This window comes from Cellulosilyticum sp. I15G10I2 (assembly GCF_900095725.1).
Classification (GTDB): domain Bacteria; phylum Bacillota; class Clostridia; order Lachnospirales; family Cellulosilyticaceae; genus FMMP01.
The window spans coordinates 675938-693275 of sequence record NZ_FMMP01000006.1 but is presented as its reverse complement, the minus strand read 5'-3'; the positions used below and the strand labels follow the sequence as shown (position 1 = coordinate 693275).

Sequence of the window (17338 nt, the reverse complement as noted above, 5' to 3'; positions counted from 1 at the left end):
CACGTTGAGACTGTAGTTAAGCTATCTAGATAAACTCACTGAACATCAAGGCTTAGATCGATTTTTCGCTCTGAGCCTTGATGTGTTTTTAGGGGGGGGTTGAGTTGATGATATTACTAATCAGTTAAATGATCTAGTACTTAATCTGCGGGATATGGGTTATAGTGAAAGCGATGTTTTTTTGAACAAATATATGGGAATACAGATGAAACGATTTACAGATGATAAGGGATGCACATTGACTATAGTCGATCATAAAAATTCTATTACACCACGTCGTACATTTAGCAAAATTGTGAAATTTGTTCTTTTTATCCAAAATCATATGAAGTTCTAAACCAAAAACGTATTCCATGTGCTACAGGTGTTATGAACATTACCATTCGTGCAGTGGATTATTGCAGTATTGTCGATTAAGACCAGATAAAGGGATAGATATAAATCAAGATTGTGACAAACAATTAAAAAACGATGTAAAAAATATAACTACTTTATTTATATGATGAGTATTTAGAAGGGTATGTAGAAAGAGCAACTGTCAGTGGAGTTTTGACAATGGGATTTATTTTTAATGTTATATCGGGATTCTTGTTGTATAATAATTTTAATAACAGATTTTCAACAGTAAAAGATTCTTTACAAAAGCAACAGGAACTGCAATTAGAAGAATATCAGAAACAGATGGAGCAAGATAATGGAAGCCGAAGTCAGCATGAATCTCAATATGATTTCTATGGACATGAAGGATCATATAACATACATATCAGGCACTATGCAGACTGAAAACTCGATATATACGATAATCTTAATCTGACAACCATAGACAAGGTAATGGAGGGTGTAATTAGTATTATTGCAGGTCTTTTTGTCTTTGTACTCTGGGTATTATGCATATTTTTATCTCATAGAAAATCTACACAGATAGGTGCTAACGTAACGTTCTGGGTAATTGTAACTATGATCTTTAATCTGTGAGGCATTATTGCATTGTATCTATACTCAATAGTTAAAGGAACATGTAAGGCATGTGGTCATATAAAGAAAAAGGATGCGAAATAATGCCAAAACCGTGGAAATCCTTTTTACAAAATTTGTAGTATCTGTAACACAACTGTTAATGCTGGTTCAAAATCCTGTAGTAATGTGGAAATTCTATGATGGACGAAAAAGAAGAAAGTTAAAAGAGTGTGTGTAACAGAGAAGAAACATTGACGATTTTCTCTGTGACACCTATTACAAGGAGGAGGACGATGAATAAGGAAAAACAGACCGTGAAACGCAGAATTTTTATTTCTAATACCAGAATGGTGCTTGTAACTTTAAGTCTATTTCTTTTCGCTAATATGTTTGTAATAAATTTATATGAGAGCACATATAAAAACAGCATGATTGGTTCGTCTGAGTTAGCAGATAATGCCGAACAAATAAGAAATATCCTGACAGATTGGAATCCATCCCCAAAAGAAGAGGCGATAAACAATCTTGCAACAAAACTGAATAGGTATGGATTTTCTATTTGTGTTGAAATAGATAGTGAAGTGATTTACTCAAATACCGATTTTCCTGTGAGTGAGCTTATAAATGAAATTGGAGATTATTTGGAAACAGATGGAAAGGTGCATATTTATGTACAAGACTATATGACTGTGCTAACACAAAATAATATGAATGAGAAAATGAAAGTGTTTGCAATTGCAGGAGAATATCATGAATTCTGGTCTCAAAAAAATAGTTTGACTACTATACTTATACTATTGCTGATTGATGGTATATTTTGCATAGGTGCCTTACTCATAATTAGTCAGATTTTTACTAAGAGACTTATAGAACATATCACAAATCCTTTAGATGCATTGTCAGAAGGAGCAAAAAGAATGAAAGAAGGAAATTTTTCTGAACCTGTTAAATACAAGGGAGATATTGAATTTGAATATGTCTGTGACGCATTTAATGAAATGCAGGAACATATAACGGAAGCTAATGCGGAAAAGGAGTCTTATGAAAAGATGAGAGTTGAAATGGTGGCGGGAATTTCTCATGACTTAAGGACTCCATTAACGGCAATTAGAGGAACAATAAAAGGTCTCAAGGATGGGGTTGCTACAACACCTGAATCAAGAGAAAAATTTCTTGATATAGCTTATAGACGAACGATAGAAATGGATCGGCTTTTGGAAAGGTTATTTTATTTCTCAAAACTTGAAACAGGTAATATGCCACTGTTTTTTGAAAAGACAGAGTGGAGTGAGTATCTGGAAGCCTATGTGAAAAGATACGAATTATTGATAGAGAATGAATCTATAAAAATTAAAATAAAAGATGTAAAAAAAGGTTTATTTTCAAATGTTGACCGAGAACAAATGAAACGAATACTTGATAATATATTGGAAAACAGTAAAAAATATGCAGAAACAGATAAGCTTGAAATTACCATTAATACTTTTGAAGAACATGCATATGTAGCACTTGAGATCTCTGATAATGGCTGTGGAGTTTCAGAAGATAAGATTCCCCATATTTTTGAACAGTTTTTTCGAGGTGATGAGTCAAGGAATATAAATGAAGGGAATGGTCTAGGTCTTTATATTGTAAAATATCTAGTGGATGCTATGGGAGGCTCAGTAGATGCAAAAAACAGCAACGGTCTTACTATTCGAATAAGACTACCAATTTTGGATGAATGAGGTGATTTAGATGAATGCAAAATATAGAATTCTAATTGTCGAAGACGATGATGATATTAGTATGATAGAACAGGCTTATCTGGAAGCTAGTGGGTTTGAAACATTCATTATAAATGATGGAGATAAAGTACTTCCACTCCTGCATGTGGAAAATTTCGACTTAATACTACTGGATCTTATGCTTCCCGGGAAGAATGGTTATGAGATATGCAAAGAGATAAGAGATGAATTAAATATTCCAATTCTCATGGTGACAGCAAGGACGGAATCTGTTGATAAAATTCGTGGTCTGGGACTTGGTGCAGATGATTATATTGCTAAACCTTTTGATCCCACTGAGCTTGTAGCAAGAGTAAATGCAAATATAAGACAGTATAGTCGATTAACAGAAGCCAATCAGATAGAGGGCGATGAGATACTAATAGGTAATATTAGAGTTCTTCTGCATGGATGGAAGGTCTATAAGGGTGAGCAAGAAATTCGTTTTCCTAACCGAGAATTTGAATTATTAAAATTTATGGCTGAAAATCCTAATATTGTTTTCTCGAAGGAACAATTGTTTGAAAAAATATGGGGATATGATTATGTTGGGGATAGCGCGACGGTTATGGTGCATATTAATCGTATTCGTGAAAAAATTGAGGATGACAGTAAAACTCCAAAAATCTTAGAGACAGTATGGGGTGTGGGATACCGGTTGAATAGATAAGATAAAATTATATGATTACCGGATTATTCAATGGAAGATAGAGGCTTCGATAAGTATCCTCTTGGAAAAAAATAAGGAGATAGCAGTAAAAGCTCGAAATGCTTGTTAGAGTAGTAAAGTATAGTTATTAATTAAATTAAAAAAGAAAGAGTTTAGGATTTGTTTAATTTTATACCTCCTATTTGTTTAATGTGATTTGATATTATTATCACATAAATAAACAGGAGGTATTTTTGTGAAGATTTTAATTACAACAGATTGGTATTATCCTGCAATAAATGGGGTGGTGACATCTGTACTAAATCTAAAGAGGGAACTAATTAAAGAAGAAAATGAGGTTAGAATATTAACACTATCAGGCAATGCTCATTCATATAGCAAAACAGGTATATAAGTTTACAAATTATGAAGAAACCTTTCTGGCAACCAAAAGCCCCATCTGGCTTATCACTTAGCATGCCATTTTATTATGTAATATTAATTTGCAACAACTATACTGAATCGGTAGATGTAAACCAAATATAAGGAGGTCATGTAATGAATATTAATACTAAGAAATTAGCAAAAACGATCATTCCTTTTTTTCTAATAATATTCCCGTTTGTTTTTAGTTCCCTTATTGAGGAGACTTTCGAAAATGCAGGTCAACTTAGCATTATGGCAGTTCTAATAATATTTATTTTGTTTGCCATTATCTTCAAAAGAAGCTTTTGTGGTTTTTTGTGCTTGGTGGGGGCGCTGCAAAGGGTTGTTGGATATATAGGCTTCAAGCTTTTTAAAAAAAGGGTCACAGTTCCTGCAACACTCGATAAATATCTTAGAGCAGCGAAATACATCATACTTACAGGTTTTGCAGCATTTTCCATTGCAAGCGGTAAGTTTCTGCTACAAGTCAGTGTTGACGATGTGTTTGAGCAATATAGCATAATATTGCCTGGATTAGCCTGGATAAGTATTATGTTGATGTTTGTAACAATTATTGGCTCATTCTTTATTGATAATTTCTTCTGCAAATATATCTGCATACAGGGTGCTGTCGCCGGAGTTGCAGGTCGGTTTAGCCCCAGTGGTATCGTCCGATGCGAAGATAAGTGCATCAATTGCACGTTATGTACAAAGAAATGTCCCTCAAATCTAGAGGTGCATAAAATGAAGAAGGTAATATCGGCTGAATGTTTTAACTGCCAAAAATGCATTATTGTATGTCCAAAGAAAGGGGCATTAACTAATAGTTTTGCAGGCAGAAAAATCCCGTTAGTTTTGTTTGTAGCCATGGCAGGAATGCTTTACATATTGTTAACCTTTTTAATACCGCTATTTTTATAGATAGTGCTATGAGCAGATGTCGATCCATTTCTTTAACAATTAAGAATGATAGAAGCAAAAGGACTAAAACCACGAGGGTTCGAGTCCCTTGCTTCATTGACGAAATAGCTTTTATAGATATTGAAAATTCTACTTATAAAGAAGCGATCAAGTACTGTACAAGGGTAGGTCTAATAAGTGGTATGGATAGTACGCATATGGCACCAAGCAAAGCGCTAACAAGAGCTGAACTTATGAGTATATTGATTAGATTAAATGATAACTTGAAATAAAAATTAGACACCCGAACATACGTTAGGGGTGCAAGGGGGTGCATTTTCTATGTATCCCCTTCTATTTACGCGTAATTATATCTTTTTATTGTCACAACACACGTTGAGACTGTAGTTAAGCTGAGTAGATAAAACCTAGTAATACCAAGCCTTAGAGCGATTATTCGTTCTAGGGCTTGGTGTGTTTTAGAGTTAAGAGCTGTTTGTGGGAACATATCTTTAGGGGGGGCGGTACAAACTATTTGGCAAAATTCTTGTATTTCGCGCCAACGTATAGATGTTGCGCAAATGTTTAATTGTCGGAATATTTTAGGTGTGCTAAGATATAATTAAAGATATTTTATTTAATTTTTAGTGGATGAGTAGGTGAATGAATAATGATCGAAAAATCTTTAAAAAGCGCAGTTGGTACAAGTATAGGAGTAGCGCTCGGAGGCTGTATTCTGCCAAGATTCTTTTTTAGAAACTTGTATAACAATACTTTTCCTCCCATCTGGAAACAAGCAATTCTTTATTTGATAGTAGGATACATGACTTCTTTTCTTGTGTTTTTTATAATTAATTGGGTAAAGGCAAAGCTACAAAAATAATATAAGGCACACATTATGAGTATGATCACTTTGATTAAATTCAAAAGCAAGATCAGCATACTGGAAAGCTTACAGAAGGAATAGTAAAGAGATACTTACCAATTCACCTGAGTATCCTTATGGGATCAAGGTGATGCTTGAGGATGGAAGTGTAGGTAAGGTGAAGGAGATTAGGGCTTAGGAGCATGTTAATTTGCTTTTAAGTCTTTTTTATAGCTACTTTAAACTTCTTTTGGGTATAAGCGCATAATTTTGGTCTTGCATAGCTGAAATGAGGAAATTCTTTGTTTGTTCATAATTCATAAAACAACACTCCTTAAAAGGTTATTGGGGGTAAATACCCTTTTAGAGCATTAACTTTTTAAGGAGGCTGTAAACTTAGAAGGACAAAAAACTGCTATATCAGTGTAAAACCTTGATAAGCCCCTGCACTACCAGTTTAGTACTAGATAATCCTTTGTTTTACGTCAGAAGAGTTGTCGGAATTTTAACAAAATGATCCTTTATAGTGTAGAAAAATATGGTATACTTATTATATTGAAATCAATTAAGGGGCGATTTTGTGGATAGAGCTATAAATGATGCAGAAGACATCGACACCACAATTCAATAAATTGATTGCTATTTACAGGGGTATTTTTCAAGTATATGATTGGGGGTTGTACTATGAAACGAACATTGTTTTTGTTTGCAGGTTTGTTCTTGCTTGGTATTGGCTTATCGGGTTGTGGAGAAACACAGGATGGCGCTGGCTCAGCGGTGGTGGAAAGACCGGAAAAACAAGAACTGATTTTAGCCGGTATTGACTTCGATGCCAGTCTCCTTTCGGCGGTGGCAGCCTTTAATCAGGCCAGTGATGAAATAGTTGTAACTCTTAGAGACTATGGTGATCACTCCGGTGTGCTATCCAATGATACACTAACTCGTGTATACAAGGATGTCGTGACTGGAGATATTCCCGACATGTACATCGTGCCGTCCTCTCCGGGCTGGCCTATGGATGCCCTGCTCGCTCAGGGTGTGTTTGCAGACCTGTATCCATTCTTAGATGATGATCCGACTATTTCTCGAGACGACTTTTTTTCGACGCTACTAGAAACAGTTCAGCAGGATGATGCGCTTTTCTATTTTCCCATCAGCTATGCTCTGAAGGGTATTTGGGGACTGCCGGAGTACGGCAACAGCAACAGGTTTCCTATTGACCGTATCCCTGAGTTGCGCCGATTGTATCCCGAAAATGATATGTTATTTGGTGGACTTTCCTCCATGGAGCTGATTACTATGGAGTTGTCCCAGAATTGGGATTTATATGTTAACTGGGAGACGAGAGAGTGTGACTTCATCACCGAACGCTTCCAGGATGTGCTGGAGGCGGCCTATCATCTGCCCCAATACCGGCCAGCAGATAGAGATGAATGGATGGATTATGTTGCTGGGGTGTACATGCTTGAGGGGCGACAGTTCTTTGCACCATATACGGTATCTGATTTTGAAGCATATTTAATGAAGACGGTAGGTGTGGAGGAGGTGGTCGATGTTGTGTTTAATCCTTATGGCAGCGACATGGTTTCTATGACTCTCACCGATTCAGAGGTGGTTTTAGATATTCGGAGTTCCTTTGCCATCTCCAGTACATGTAGCGATCCCGCTGCTGCATGGCAGTTTCTCCGCACTTTTCTGGAGTTGGAATATCAGCAGTCACTTCCCACGGCCGCTGCCCCCACGCTGCCTATAAACGTCCATGCCTATACCGCTGAGACGGACAGACTGCTGGCTAAAGGCAAGGGGACAGATGCTGCTTTTGGCCGTATTCTGGAATTGATTGAATCAGCTAAGGCAGTCAGCTCATCTGATATGCAGATTGAGTTCATTGTATATGAGGAAGTATCCGCCTATTTTTCCGATGAAAAAACTGCCGACGAGGTTGCCCGTATGATTCAAGATCGGGTGTCTACTTACTTGGTGGAGTATTAACGGATTCCGTAAGCGTTTCGCAACTATGTTGCGTGCATGACCCTGCAATAAGTGAGATAATGTATAATCAAAAAGAAGATACTCATCAATTCACCTGAGCATCATCATGGGATTAAGGTTATGCTGGAGAGTGGTATTGTAGGAAGAGTGAAAAAGATAAGGGCTTAGAAGCAGATTAATTTGCTTTTAGGTCTTTTTTGTAAATGTGTAAATTCGTAGTTTTTTACCATCAATACATGAGCCAATAGCTGTTATATAGTGCTTGAAAAAAGTTACAGTACTTGTTATAATGGCGGTTGGCGTTATTGAGATATGCTAGAAATTTACGTCACCAAATAGGAGAACAATAGATGAGTGCAAAATTTAAAATACCCTTTGAGTATTCAAATAAATATGAGTTTCATGAGAAATTAATAGAATGGATTGGTGATGTTTTATACGATATACTACCCGAACAGGGTTATGAAGTAAGGGATGAACAAATCTTTACAGCGTTTCAAATAGCTGATGCTTTTCGGGATCAAAAGGTTCATTTAGCTGAGGCAGGGCTTGGCACTGGAAAGACCTTTGCTTATTTATTATCAGCTATTCCTTATGCAAGATATACAGGTAAGCCCGTTATTATTTCTTGTGCATCACCGGCTTTACAAGAACAGCTTGCAGCAGAGAGCGGCGATGTCAATAAACTGTCTAAGTTACTTCGTCTAGAAGTAGATGCTAGAATGGCAAAAGATTCAAGACAGTATGTTTGTGATGTTCGTGCAAGTGCAAGTATAGAAGAATTTGGTGAAGTGTCAGAAGAAGTGCAACAATGGATGGGACAAACAAGTAGAGGAGAACGTTCAGAAATACCAACTGTTACAGATAGGATATGGAAAAAAATCTCCTGGAATGAAACGATGTCTTGTGAGGTTTGCCAAAATCGTGGCTATTGTAGTCTGGTGCGTGCAAGAGCACATTACAGAGCTACACAAGACTTAATTATTGTAGATCACGAGACTTTTTTCCATGATTTATGGACAAGAGAAGAAAAAATAGCAAGTGGGCATATGCCGATTTTACCTAATTATTCAGCTGTTATTTTTGATGAAGGCCATAAAATCATGCTCCCAGCAGCTATGCAAGCAGGCCAGCAATTTATAAAAGAAGAAATGGATACCTTAATTGCTTCCTTAGAAGATATACAAGGTGCTAGAAATGCATTGCATACAACAACAGAAGTACTTGAGGGCGCAGTAAATTATTTCTTTGAAGTAGCCCAAAGGTCTGTTGCTACCGGAGAAGATAAAGGTCGACTCACAATTCAAATGAATGAGCCATTATTAAGAGCAGCAGAGAGCTTACGTGCAGGACTTGATCAGCTCCTTATGGAGATTCAAATCGAACAAGAACTCTACTTAGAATCTATACCTACAAGTTTAATACAAGGCTATGAAGGGCAAATTGAAAAGGTGATGAAGGGCCTATCTCAATTATGCAAAGATAAAGGACAAGATGTGATTGCTTGGATAAACCAAAACGATGATAGTTTTTGTGTGGTGCCAAGAGATTTAACGAAGAGGCTTAATCAGGCATTATATTCAAAGAATTTACCAGTCATCTTTAGTTCTGCAACATTAAGTAATGGAGGGAACTTTGATTACTTTATTCGTATGATGGGGTTAGAATCACCGTCTAAATCCACTATTGGGAGTCCTTTTAACATGGAAGAGCAAGTGCGTATAGCTTTTGTACCAACGCTTGAAAAGAGCAGCACAACTCATGATAAGATGACAAAGCGTATTGAACAACTCATTACTTTACTCCGAAGCAATGGGGGACGTGCACTGATATTGACACGTTCATTAAGTGAAGTCCGTAAAATTCGCCAGTATTTGAAAAGAGAGGCACTGCCTTTTGAAATCTTATATGAAGACAAGGGCGATAGAGGCTATCTTCTTAGAAAGTTTAAGAAAGAAGAGACTTCTGTATTAGTGAGTTCAGATTTTTGGGAAGGCATTGATGTGCCAGGTGATGCTTTAACATTAGTTGTTATTTGGCAATTGCCGTTTCCAAAATTAGACCCATTAATAGAAGCACAACGAAAAGCAGTAGAAGAACAAGGACTAGATCCTGCCGTGACAGTGGATTATCCTGAAATGGGACTTCAGCTGAAACAAGGTTGTGGTAGGCTTATTCGAACAAAGAATGATAAAGGGAAAATTATCTTTCTGGATGAAGTACTGGGCACACCATAGGAAAAGATTGTTAGAGACGTATTACCTAAAGGTGCTGTCATTGATATATTTTAAGAAGGCTAAGTGAAAATGAAATAAAGTTAGAAGCGAAAGTGCTCGCTGCCTGATTGACAATACTTGCATCTATGATTAAACTCATATCATGATAAGTAATTATAGTAGCATAGTTAGAAGGGAGAGAATATGAGGTCACTAAAGACACTAGAAGATATTTCAGACGGGAGAATTTATGACATTGAAGATACGGTAAAAGCAGATACTGGTGGTTGTGACAGCTGCAGCGCCTGTTGTCATGACGTTGGGGAGCTAGTTGTACTGACGCCATTTGATGTCTATGAAATGGTAAGCTGTTTAAACGTATCATTTGATGAACTCCTTATAAATAAGCTTGAGCTACGTGAAAATAATAAAATCGTATTGCCGCATTTAAAAATGTACGGAGACTCTAAACGCTGTAGCTTTTTAGGTATAGAAAATCGATGTATAATACATGGGCATCGCCCAGATATTTGCCGTTTGTTTCCTCTTGGAAGAGTATATGAAGAGGATGACTGCAAGTATTTCTTACAAGTGGGTAGTTGCTTGAAATCCAATCTGAAAGAAGTGAAAGTGAAAGAATGGATTGGTATTAAAAATAATCATGAAAACAAAGCATTTATTTTGGCCTGGTATCGCCTCTTAAAGGCGCTTAGGTTTCGCCTAAAGTTTGTACGAGATGATCACGAGCTTAAAACAATCAATAAATCCCTACTAGATATCTTTTATCGGATGACGTTAAAAGATGAAGAGGATTTTTATTCCGCTTTTTCGAGGTGCCTACCCGAGGCTAAAAATCAGCTCAGCATAATCTAAAGAATAATAGGATGCAACTGCCGTGTTTTTACTTCTAAAAAATTGAAGTAAAAATCCCAAATAAATTTAATACTTTTTTATCTTGCCTATTAATTATGTAAATGAAATGTTACTATATAAGTAGAAGTATTTTTAGTTTATATGAGGAGGTAGCAGAAATGAAGAAGTTGTTAAGTTATGGTACGGAATTTATGAAACAATCTGATTGGAAAGATCTTGCTCTTATTAAATTTTGTCTATGTGCTGTAGGGGTAATGTGGGGTATGGCACTTCCAAAAAAAGCACATAGACCAGTAGCTTTTATAGTTGTGTCAGTATTTGTGGCTACCTACATTCCACTTATGTTAAAGATCTTTCGCATAATGGATGAATTAAAATCAAAAAACTCTTAAAATTAAGCTATTATTTAGAAGATCCACTCTTAAATGGTGAGTGGATCTTCTTGGTAGCGTACAAAACTGTTATTTATTTTTCCTATAATTTGCTTCGTCTTTAATCTCTTTTCTCATACTCGTAAGCGATTCTCTTCTTCGTTCGTTTTTTTCTTCTAAGGTATTTTTCATTTTGGAGTCACTTGTTTGTGAAATCATTTCTTCTGCGAGCTCAATGTTTTGAATGGTTTTTCCAATATTATATTGAATGTTTTCTACATTATCACTTCTATCATCTTGTTTATGATGCATACCATACCTCCTAATTTAAGTTGTATACTTTTATTTTAAAAATACCACAAATAGTATGCCCATAAATATAATTCATTATGAGGAAAGCTGCAAAAGTAAATAATACTAGCTATACCATTCCATTTGGATCAATTGCCTTAATAATTTCTTCTGTAAGCATCCCTTTTTCTTGAAGAATCTGTTTTAAAGTTTTATTTTCATCATCTGCCTGCATCCCAATCTGTGAGGCCATATCGTACCCCATTTTTGAACTTAAACCAGTAACTAAAGAAAGACTTTCTTCCATCCATTTTTTACATACTTCATTATTTGCTTGAATCCCTGTTATACATTTTGTTGTAAGTGTTTGAATAGCATTTGTCAATAAGTCTATCGCATGAAGAAATGTATGTGCAATCACTGGCATCATCACATTAATCTCTAGTTGTCCCGCCATCCCTGCTGTCGCAATAGCTGTCTCATAACCAATAACTTGACAGCACACCATATGCATCATTTCTAAAATAGCTGGGTTTACTTTTCCAGGCATAATCGTCGAACCCGGTTGAACAGAAGGAAGAGTTATTTCATCTAATCCAGTTCTGGGGCCAGAACTAAGTAAACGTAAGTCACTGGTAATTTTAATCAGATGAATTGCAAGTTCTTTTAAACTTAGCATACAGCGAATGGGCTCATTCATGTTTTGCATAAATGAAAAAATGTTTACTGGTTCACGAAAAGGTAGGCTTGTGCGCTTACAAACTTCTTGAATAACCTTTGGCGTATAAGCAGGGTGTAAGCTCACTTTTGTGCCGACTGCATTTCCCCCTAAACCAATTTCGTATAAGCCATTCAGCCGCTCTTCAATCTGCCGATAAGCCGCTTGGATGGTTTCAGCAAAACCTGAAAATTCTTGCCCCAGACGAATAGGAACACCATCATGCAAATGCGTACGCCCTGATTTTAAAACAGGCATAAACTGATCTGCTTTTTTTAGAAACTCTTTCTGTAATTGTGATAGAGCAGGAAGTAACCCTTGGATAATAGTTTCAGAAGCTGAAATATTTAGTGCAGAAGGGAATGTATCATTGGTTGACTGAGAGACATTTACATGATCGTTTGGATGGATGCGCTGTGAACCACTAATGATTTCTGAGGCGCGATTTGCAATGACTTCATTTGCATTCATATTTTGTGATGTTCCGGCTCCTGCTTGGTACACATCAACAACGAAATGTTCATCCCATTTTCCTTCAATAACTTCTTCGGATGCTTTTATAATGGCATTTCCTATCTCGGGAGATAGTGCGCCTAATTCTACGTTTACAACTGCTGCTGAAGCTTTAATAATACCTTGTGCTTTTATAAACGATCGTGGCAGGTGTATGCCGCTTATCTTAAAATTTTCTACGGCTCTTTGAGTCTGCGGTCCATAATAGACTGATGATGGAACCATTATGCTGCCTAACGCATCATTTTCCATCCTATATTGTTTGTTAGAATCCATATTTCTCTCCTTTTTATGAGTGATGTAGACAAACCTATATGTTATTATTCCCAATGTGATTTGTAATAAACAAAGTTTGGAGTTTCTAATATAGAATAAACTATTACTTAAAATGAAAAATTATATTTGAAATTGTCTCAACTAAAGTATAGAATTAAAATGTGTTGCAGTAATGCAAAAGCGTATAAGAGCAGTTATTCGACCTTATAAACAATACAGTGTGAAGAAAGCAGGTAATTATGTCAAATAATTTTAGTAGTCTAGGGGTTTCAACCTCTATTATAGAAGCTATAAAAGAGATGGGGTTTATGACGCCAACAGACGTTCAACAGGAAGTGATTCCACATATTCTTAAACACAGGGATCTTATTGTGATGTCAAAAACCGGTAGTGGTAAAACAGGTGCTTTTGGCATCCCCTTACTACAAGCCATTGATTCAAAGGGCCATGGCCCGCGTGGATTAATCCTTACACCCACACGGGAACTAGCCGTCCAAGTAGATCAAGATCTTAAAAAAATGTCTAAATATCTATCGATTCGTACAACCGCTGTTTATGGACAGCACGATATGAAGTTAGAAAATCAAGCATTGAAAATGGGGGCTGATGTTGTTACTGGAACGCCTGGAAGAGTTTTTGATCATATCAAAAGAAGGACTTTAGAGACAAAAAATATCCAGTTTGTTGTGCTAGATGAAGCTGATCGCATGTTAGATATGGGCTTTATCGATCAAATGATTCAAATTATTAAAGAACTGCCTAAAAAACGTGTGACGCTATTGTTTTCAGCTACAATGCCTACTGAAATCAAAAGAATATGTCAGTCTTATATGTATCAGCCATTTACAATAGAATTACAATCTGAAACAAAGACAGTAGATACGGTTAAACAGATATACTACCGCGTCCAGTCCAGTGAAAAACGCATGCAATTAAACCGTCTTCTACAAGTAGAACAACCTGAACGCTGTATGATTTTTTGCAATACGAGGGACGAAGTAGACCGCGTCCAAGCTTATTTATCTAAAAAGGGTTATATAGCTGAAGCGCTTCACGGGGCAAATTCCCAGAATCATCGCATGCGGACGATCCAAAAATTTAAAAAAGGTTTACTTCGTATTGTAGTCGCCACAGATGTTGCTGCACGCGGTATACATATTGAAGACTTGTCCTTGGTCATTAACTATGATGTGCCCAATGATAAAGACAGTTATGTGCATCGTATTGGACGTACAGCCAGAGCCGGTAACAGCGGCAAAGCTATTACTTTAGCAACAAGTGATGATATTATGTCTTTATATGAAATCGAGGAACATGTTGGTGTCTTGCTAGATGAAGAAACGCTCCCAACAGCTGCATACGTTAAAGCATGTGTAGAAAAAGCTCGTCAACAAAAAAGTGAGACGCCTAAAGAGCTTGACCCAAAGCTGCCTAAACAGGAAGCTAAGCTTGAAACATCTGCGGCGACAAAAGAAGTCGTAAAAAATGATGAAGAAGTGACAATCATGGTAAAAAATCTTGGGCCAGTAAAAGTAATCTACCGGGATGAGCCGAAGAAAAAAATATTTCTTTTAACAAACTTAAAAATCTTAAATTATTTTTCTAAGTTATTTAAAAGAGATAGATCAAACGAATAAGATTAAATCTATAAAGTGTGATGCCCTATTAAATAAATTTTACCTCTTAGGATATACTATATAAGAAAATTAAACCTAAGAGGTGGAAGTAATGAGCAAGTTGCTTTATATTACAGTAAATTCAAAGTCAGAAGCTTTATCTTCAAGTAAAACTGTTGGAAGAGCCTTCGTCAATAAGTTTATAGAACGGTATCCTCATTTTCAAGTGGAAGAATTAGATCTTTACAAATGTCATATTCCTAGACTCGAATATCAGTACTTTGAGAAGAGAAACTGCATGATTAGTGAAAAAGATTTCCATAAACTAGATGAAAAAGGTCAGCAGGAAGTTCATCAAATAGTTAAACTCACCGATCAGTTTAAAGAAGCAGACATGTATGTTATTGCAGCACCTATGTGGAGCCTTTCTTTTCCAGCGCCTCTTAAAGAATACTTAGATTGTATCATCATGGATGGTAAGACCATAAGTATTTCTAATGATAAGATTCATGGACTTCTTAGTGATAAATATAGGGCAATGGTATATGTACAATCCTCAGGTGGAGACATCCCATGGCTGCTTAGATTAGTAATGAATAGAGGACTTCACTATGTACAAGATATTATGAAAACAATGGGTATTGAAGTATTTGAAGAACTGCTCGTATCTGGCACAGGGACTACAGAAGAAAAACGAACGTATGCTATAAAAGAAGCTGTGTCTAAAATAGATCAATTGATTACTAAAACTGCTCATTTTAATAACGAGAGCTAAGACCAAAAATGATAAGATAACTTATTTTGTAATTTATCTTATCATTTCTGGTCTTTTTATTTTGATTAAATAAAACTTATAAGTTAAACTTTCCATATAATTATTTTAAAAACTGATTTGTTTTTCCCATTTTATAAGCCAGCTTAATAATCTCTTGTTCTTCTTCTGTCATGTTTCTAGCATACATCTTTTCAAATTGCTGTAAAAGTTTATCTGTATCTATTGTTCTTTTAGGTTGTCTTTGTCTTAGCTTAACAGCAACATAACTCGGATCATAAAATACTGGCTGGCCAGATATACTATAGATCCTTTTAAAGATTTCAGCGGTATAATACGCATCATAAAGTGCATTATGGAATGCATAAGTCATTGGAATATTAAGTAATTCCACAGCATGCTGCAGCCGCAGTAATTTTTTCTGTGAAATACTTAAATACTTAGAAACGTAGGGCTGTACATTGATAAACAGTCTAGGCAAAAGCCTAGTGCTTAACTGATGGTACTCTGCATTTTTAAATAATTCTTTGATGTCAGACTTGCCCCAAATACAAAACACCGATTCATTCCCACCTATAAAGGCTTCATACGCCTTATAAATCTCTGGAAACAATGCTTCTGTCAAAAGTCTTTCTGTAGTAATACCGGTTAATTCTGTAATAAATGGACTTATTTTTGTATAAATTGTTGGCTTTACATAACGGTTAAAAGTTGCAATAGTATTAAATTCTTCGTCTAATTTTAGGGCTCCAATTTGAATAATTTCAAACGGATACTGAGATATATTTTTATCACTGTGTTGTAAAGAAGAAAACTCTTGATTAAATTCTAAATCAAATATAATGAAATGCATATAAAAACTCCTTTTTTCCCTTTTTTTGGTAATATTTTCTATAACTTGACCATATAGTGTATAGAAGTGAGTATGTAGTTATCAAAACCCTAGGGAGGTCTTTGTTTGAATAGATTTGATGTAGTTGTAATTGGCGGCGGTATTATTGGACTCGCTGTCTCTTATTATTTGTTAAAATCCGGAAAAAACGTTGTGATTATTGAAAAAAATGAATTGGGATCGGGTGCATCCTGTGCCTGTGATGAAGCAATTTTTTTTCAATCCAAAAAACCTGGGATTAATTTGGAGTTAACAATAGATAGTCTGGAACTGTATAAATCCTTATCGACAGAACTCAGTATAGCCTTAGAGTTTGAAAATCGCGGGGGTATGGTGCTTATTGAAAACGAGAAACAGCTTAAAATAATGGAACAATTTGTGAAACAACAAAATAGTTTTGGATTAAAAGTTGAGCTGTTAGACAAAAAGGATGTTCTTAAAAAACAGCCTTATGTCAAACAAGATATTGTTGCCTCTACTTATTGTAAACAGGATTCTCAAATTAATCCATTAAAAGTGATGAGAGGTTTTATAAGTAAAGGAAAGAAGATGGGTCTAGAAATAAGAAAGACATGTAAAATCCAAGCCATTAATCAAAGAAAAGATGGCTGGATTATCATTTTAAATGACCAGCAGCTCATTGAATGTGAATGTATTGTGAATGCCGCAGGTGCTTGGGCATCAGATATTGGCGATTTGATTGGCCTTTCTATACCCATAGTTCCTAAAAGAGGCCAAATCGCCATAAGTGAGCCCATTCCGCCTTTAGGAGAAACTAATGTATGGGGAGCTGAGTATATCGTCACAAAGATAGCACCGGAGCTTCATAAAAACCAGGATGAAGCTTTTAATAGATTGGGTATTGGCTTTGCGCTAAGCCGAGCCTCTACCGGAAATTACCTTATTGGCAGCACAAGAGAATATGTAGGCTTTAATAAAGGCACTACATTTGAAGCTATTAAAATCATACTCAACGAGGCTGAACGTTTCTTTCCAATTCTTAAGAATGTCCATATTATTCGTACTTTAGCTGGACTAAGACCTGCTTCTTGTGACGGCAGACCTATTATTGGTGAAGTAGCTGGCAAAGCTGGATTTTATATTGCAGCAGGACACGAAGGAGACGGCATAGCTTTAGCACCCATAACAGGCAAATTAATTTCGGATTTAATTAATGGTAAAAAAATAAAGTATAATATTGCTGAATTAAATTTAAAAAGATTTAACAACCACTAAAAACTAAGG

20 protein-coding genes are annotated in these 17338 nt (G+C 36.0%); 17 read left to right on the top strand and 3 right to left on the bottom strand.

All coding sequences use genetic code 11. The annotated features are described in order from the left end of the window. Window positions 1-591 precede the first annotated feature (591 nt). From BN3326_RS03260 to BN3326_RS03220, 14 genes are all read left to right on the top strand, one after another. A complete protein-coding gene (locus tag BN3326_RS03260) occupies window positions 592-783 on the top strand; it encodes a hypothetical protein (RefSeq protein ID WP_141722829.1) in 192 nt (63 codons plus the stop codon). Window positions 784-1048: 265 nt separating this feature from the next. Next, window positions 1049-1195: a hypothetical protein gene (locus BN3326_RS22170; protein WP_207646301.1), complete on the top strand. Its 147-nt coding sequence runs from the start codon at window positions 1049-1051 to the stop codon at window positions 1193-1195. Between the two features lie 55 nt (window positions 1196-1250). Then, window positions 1251-2684 (top strand): HAMP domain-containing sensor histidine kinase, encoded by a 1434-nt coding sequence (locus tag BN3326_RS03255; protein WP_141722828.1) that lies wholly within the window; start codon window positions 1251-1253, stop codon window positions 2682-2684. Window positions 2685-2694: 10 nt separating this feature from the next. Further along, the gene (locus BN3326_RS03250; protein ID WP_069997670.1) at window positions 2695-3393 is read left to right on the top strand and encodes a response regulator transcription factor; all 699 of its coding nucleotides are present in this window, start codon (window positions 2695-2697) and stop codon (window positions 3391-3393) included. A gap of 235 nt (window positions 3394-3628) precedes the next feature. Beyond that, complete coding sequence (locus BN3326_RS21600) at window positions 3629-3787, top strand: hypothetical protein (RefSeq protein ID WP_330389597.1); 159 nt, start codon at window positions 3629-3631, stop codon at window positions 3785-3787. A 143-nt stretch (window positions 3788-3930) separates the two neighbouring features. Then, window positions 3931-4719 (top strand): 4Fe-4S binding protein, encoded by a 789-nt coding sequence (locus BN3326_RS03245; RefSeq protein WP_069997669.1) that lies wholly within the window; start codon window positions 3931-3933, stop codon window positions 4717-4719. An 8-nt stretch (window positions 4720-4727) separates the two neighbouring features. Beyond that, window positions 4728-4991 carry an S-layer homology domain-containing protein gene (locus BN3326_RS21365; protein WP_083258487.1) on the top strand — a complete coding sequence of 88 codons (264 nt, stop codon included), beginning with the start codon at window positions 4728-4730 and terminating at the stop codon, window positions 4989-4991. Window positions 4992-5368: 377 nt separating this feature from the next. After that, window positions 5369-5581: a hypothetical protein gene (locus tag BN3326_RS03240; protein WP_069997668.1), complete on the top strand. Its 213-nt coding sequence runs from the start codon at window positions 5369-5371 to the stop codon at window positions 5579-5581. A 91-nt stretch (window positions 5582-5672) separates the two neighbouring features. Beyond that, window positions 5673-5762, top strand: coding sequence for a DUF2196 domain-containing protein (locus BN3326_RS22835; protein ID WP_442857197.1), 90 nt, complete (start codon window positions 5673-5675; stop codon window positions 5760-5762). Window positions 5763-6247: 485 nt separating this feature from the next. Further along, window positions 6248-7555, top strand: coding sequence for a type 2 periplasmic-binding domain-containing protein (locus tag BN3326_RS03235; protein WP_069997667.1), 1308 nt, complete (start codon window positions 6248-6250; stop codon window positions 7553-7555). A 63-nt stretch (window positions 7556-7618) separates the two neighbouring features. Continuing rightward, window positions 7619-7723, top strand: a complete 105-nt coding sequence (locus BN3326_RS22740; RefSeq protein ID WP_083258562.1) for a DUF2196 domain-containing protein — start codon at window positions 7619-7621, stop codon at window positions 7721-7723. Between the two features lie 182 nt (window positions 7724-7905). Further along, window positions 7906-9792, top strand: coding sequence for an ATP-dependent DNA helicase (locus BN3326_RS03230; protein ID WP_069997666.1), 1887 nt, complete (start codon window positions 7906-7908; stop codon window positions 9790-9792). A 183-nt stretch (window positions 9793-9975) separates the two neighbouring features. Then, window positions 9976-10644 carry a YkgJ family cysteine cluster protein gene (locus BN3326_RS03225; protein WP_069997665.1) on the top strand — a complete coding sequence of 223 codons (669 nt, stop codon included), beginning with the start codon at window positions 9976-9978 and terminating at the stop codon, window positions 10642-10644. A gap of 158 nt (window positions 10645-10802) precedes the next feature. After that, window positions 10803-11036 (top strand): hypothetical protein, encoded by a 234-nt coding sequence (locus BN3326_RS03220; protein WP_069997664.1) that lies wholly within the window; start codon window positions 10803-10805, stop codon window positions 11034-11036. Between the two features lie 69 nt (window positions 11037-11105). Here BN3326_RS03220 and tlp read toward each other — a convergent pair whose 3' ends face one another. Both tlp and BN3326_RS03210 read right to left on the bottom strand, forming a co-directional pair. Beyond that, entirely contained in the window at window positions 11106-11327 is a 222-nt protein-coding gene (gene tlp / locus BN3326_RS03215) for a small acid-soluble spore protein Tlp (RefSeq protein WP_069997663.1), read from the bottom strand. Window positions 11328-11436: 109 nt separating this feature from the next. Beyond that, entirely contained in the window at window positions 11437-12813 is a 1377-nt protein-coding gene (locus BN3326_RS03210; RefSeq protein WP_069997662.1) for a class II fumarate hydratase, read from the bottom strand. Window positions 12814-13052: 239 nt separating this feature from the next. Between BN3326_RS03210 and BN3326_RS03205 the strand changes: the two genes are divergently transcribed. Together BN3326_RS03205 and BN3326_RS03200 are read left to right on the top strand one after the other, a co-directional pair. Further along, window positions 13053-14450 carry a DEAD/DEAH box helicase gene (locus tag BN3326_RS03205; protein WP_069997661.1) on the top strand — a complete coding sequence of 466 codons (1398 nt, stop codon included), beginning with the start codon at window positions 13053-13055 and terminating at the stop codon, window positions 14448-14450. A gap of 91 nt (window positions 14451-14541) precedes the next feature. Continuing rightward, a complete protein-coding gene (locus BN3326_RS03200; RefSeq protein ID WP_069997660.1) occupies window positions 14542-15204 on the top strand; it encodes an FMN-dependent NADH-azoreductase in 663 nt (220 codons plus the stop codon). A gap of 100 nt (window positions 15205-15304) precedes the next feature. Here BN3326_RS03200 and BN3326_RS03195 read toward each other — a convergent pair whose 3' ends face one another. Continuing rightward, entirely contained in the window at window positions 15305-16054 is a 750-nt protein-coding gene (locus BN3326_RS03195) for a 3'-5' exonuclease (RefSeq protein ID WP_069997659.1), read from the bottom strand. Between the two features lie 105 nt (window positions 16055-16159). On the opposite strand from BN3326_RS03195, the gene BN3326_RS03190 reads away from it, so the two are divergent. After that, window positions 16160-17329, top strand: a complete 1170-nt coding sequence (locus BN3326_RS03190) for an NAD(P)/FAD-dependent oxidoreductase (RefSeq protein ID WP_069997658.1) — start codon at window positions 16160-16162, stop codon at window positions 17327-17329. Window positions 17330-17338: the final 9 nt, after the last annotated feature.